The sequence below is a fragment of the Neobacillus rhizosphaerae genome (genome assembly GCF_050477885.1).
GTDB lineage: Bacteria > Bacillota > Bacilli > Bacillales > Cytobacillaceae > Neobacillus > Neobacillus rhizosphaerae_A.
This window is the reverse complement of the sequence record NZ_JBCNAC010000175.1, coordinates 1-3120: the sequence shown is the minus strand read 5'-3', so window position 1 is coordinate 3120 and position 3120 is coordinate 1. Positions and strand designations below refer to the sequence as shown.

The 3120-nt window shown below is 39.6% G+C and carries 3 protein-coding genes; all 3 read left to right on the top strand.

Translation table 11 applies throughout. From position 1 onward, the window contains the following. The first annotated feature begins 142 nt into the window (after window positions 1-142). The 3 genes from cymR to mnmA are packed head-to-tail and all read left to right on the top strand — an operon-like array spanning window position 143 to window position 2909. The gene (gene cymR / locus ABES03_RS23605; protein ID WP_308083063.1) at window positions 143-562 is read left to right on the top strand and encodes a cysteine metabolism transcriptional regulator CymR; all 420 of its coding nucleotides are present in this window, start codon (window positions 143-145) and stop codon (window positions 560-562) included. Between the two features lie 45 nt (window positions 563-607). Next, window positions 608-1750 carry a cysteine desulfurase family protein gene (locus tag ABES03_RS23600; RefSeq protein WP_430121297.1) on the top strand — a complete coding sequence of 381 codons (1143 nt, stop codon included), beginning with the start codon at window positions 608-610 and terminating at the stop codon, window positions 1748-1750. Between the two features lie 40 nt (window positions 1751-1790). After that, a complete protein-coding gene (mnmA, locus tag ABES03_RS23595; protein WP_430121295.1) occupies window positions 1791-2909 on the top strand; it encodes a tRNA 2-thiouridine(34) synthase MnmA in 1119 nt (372 codons plus the stop codon). The last annotated feature ends 211 nt before the right edge of the window (window positions 2910-3120 follow it).

The following is a 3120-nucleotide window of genomic DNA, read 5'->3' as shown; positions in this document are numbered from 1 at the left end:
GCGCTTGCGCTTTTCTTATACGATACCACTTTCTTGGGAAAAAAGCATATTAAAGGAGAATGTGTTATAATTTCTAATGCCTATCAATTTACTGTGGAATTACGTATTTAAATATATAGATTTTGAATAGAGGTGCGAAGTAGTGAAAATATCAACAAAGGGAAGATATGGTCTTACAATAATGATTGAGCTTGCTAAAAAATATGGTGAAGGTCCCACATCTTTAAAAGCCATTGCACAGGCAAATGATTTATCAGAACATTATTTAGAGCAATTGGTTGCTCCGTTAAGGAATGCAGGTTTAGTTAAGAGTATAAGAGGTGCGTATGGCGGTTATATTCTTACAAATGTTCCTTCTAAAATTACTGCAGGGGATGTCATTCGTGTCCTGGAGGGACCGATTACGCCAGTTGAAGGAATTGAAGATGAAGAGCCAGCGAAGCGAGAACTGTGGATTAGAATTAGGGATGCGATTAAGGGTGTTTTAGACAACACTACTTTAGAAGACCTCGCTAATCACAGTGAAGATAATGATACTGAAGGTTATATGTTTTATATATAAGGCGAAGAGTATTAACATAGAATTATTTTGATTGAAGGTGTAAGGATGGAACGAATTTATCTCGACCACGCAGCTACCACACCCATGCATCCTAAAGTGATAGGAACAATGGTTGAAGCTATGAATATGATTTTTGGTAACCCTTCAAGTATTCATTCCTTCGGAAGGGAAGCCCGTCATCAAATTGATAGAGCAAGGGCTGGGCTTGCGCGCAGCATAGGTGCAAAGGAAAACGAGATTATTTTTACAAGCGGTGGTACGGAAGCCGATAACATGGCGTTGTTTGGTGTGGCCGAAAGCTATCAGAATAAAGGCAAACACATTATTACTACTACGGTGGAACATCATGCTGTCTTGCATGCTTGTAAAAAGCTTGAGAAGATGGGTTATGAGGTTACTTATTTACCTGTTGATGAAACAGGTCGGATCTCCATCTCTGAGTTCCAAGAAGCATTGAGGGATGATACGATCTTAGTATCCATCATGTACGGTAATAATGAAGTTGGCACAATTCAGCCAATCACGGAAATCGGCCACTTATTAAAAAATCATCAAGCAATCTTTCATACCGATGCGGTACAAGCCTATGGAATAGTAAAGATTGATGTAAACGAAAGCCATATTGATTTATTATCTGTTTCTGCTCATAAAATTAATGGTCCAAAAGGAACAGGTTTTCTTTTTGCCCGTTCAAATGTGAAGCTCTCTCCTCGCTCTTTTGGCGGAGACCAAGAAAGAAAGCGACGAGCTGGCACGGAAAATGTTGCTTCTATTGTTGGTTTTCATGAAGCCGTTATAATTGCAAATGAAGAAAGAACGGCAAATAGAGAAAAGTATATAGGTTTTAAAGAAGCAATGTTAGAAAAATTGCGTGAATTAGATATTGAGTTTAACGTAAACGGATTGCTTGAAACTTCACTGCCACATGTATTAAACTTAAGCTTTCCGGGAACGAGTGTGGAGGCTATGCTTGTTAATCTTGATTTGGCAGGTATTGCTGTTTCGAGCGGATCAGCATGTACGGCTGGTTCCATAGAACCTTCTCATGTCCTGGTTGCCATGTTTGGTAAACAATCAGAGCGCTTGATTAATTCAATCCGTTTTAGTTTTGGCTTGAACACGACGACAGAGGACGTCGTGAAAGCTGCTGAAGAGACGGCAAAGATTGTTAGGCGTCTGAAAAAATAAATGTAATATCTAGTACGGTTAAAAGAGAGGTGAAAGAGAAATGGAAAAAAAAGATCCCAAAGATATCCGTGTTGTAGTTGGAATGTCCGGTGGTGTAGACTCCTCTGTAGCGGCACTTCTATTAAAGCAGCAAGGCTATGACGTAATCGGTATTTTCATGAAGAACTGGGATGACACAGACGAAAATGGTGTGTGTACAGCCACTGAAGACTACGAAGATGTCATTCGGGTATGCAATCAAATTGGCATTCCTTATTATGCTGTCAATTTTGAAAAACAATATTGGGATAAGGTATTTTCTTATTTCCTTGAAGAATATAAAGCCGGAAGAACACCAAACCCAGATGTAATGTGTAACAAAGAAATTAAATTTAAGGCATTCCTCGAGCATGCGCTTAAATTAGGTGCTGATTACTTAGCAACGGGTCATTATGCAAGAGTTGAGTTCCGCGATGGTGAATACAAAATGCTCCGTGGTCTTGATGAAAATAAGGACCAAACGTATTTTTTAAATCAATTGACACAGGAACAACTGAGTAGAGTCATGTTCCCAATTGGAAACTTAGAGAAATCTCGAGTAAGGGAAATAGCGAAGGAAGCAGAACTTGCTACGGCCACCAAAAAGGACAGTACGGGAATTTGCTTTATCGGTGAACGGAATTTTAAGGATTTCCTAGGTCAATATCTACCCGCTCAACCAGGTAATATGGAGACATTTGACGGTGAGATTAAAGGGAAACATGAAGGCCTAATGTATCATACCATTGGCCAGCGTCATGGTTTAGGAATTGGCGGATCGGGTGAACCTTGGTTTGCCATTGGAAAGGACTTAGAAAGAAATGTCCTTTATGTTGGACAAGGTTTTCACAATGAAAAACTTTATTCCGACTCGATTATTGCATCTAACGTTAGCTGGGTATCGACCAAAGAAAAACCGGCTGAGTTTGAATGTACGGCCAAGTTCCGCTATCGCCAGGAAGATAATAGCGTGACTGTACGTTTGTTAGAAGGCGATCGAGCAGAAGTTATTTTCAAGGAGCCCATTCGTGCAGTTACCCCAGGACAGGCGGTTGTTTTCTACAATGGCGATGAATGTCTTGGCGGAGGCACCATTGATGAAGTGTACAAAAATGGTGAACGTTTAACTTATGTAGGATAATCCGTCCAAACCCTGATTCCAAAAGGAGTCAGGGTTATTTAATGTATTTTGGCTCTTTTCTAAGACATTGTTGCTTTTATCTACCTTTTTTTAATGGTCATTCTATTAAATAGACGGAGGAATTCCGCTTATTTGGGAAACTGGTTGTAAATTAGCTCAAATAGACGGAGATATTCCGCTTATTTGATTTTAATGATGCTAGACTAAAAAA

Coding starts and splice junctions, on each gene's coding strand:
- ABES03_RS23600 (WP_430121297.1), top strand. CDS start 608: ATGGAACGAATTTATCTCGACCACGCAGCTACCACACCCATGCATCCT.
- mnmA (WP_430121295.1), top strand. CDS start 1,791: ATGGAAAAAAAAGATCCCAAAGATATCCGTGTTGTAGTTGGAATGTCC.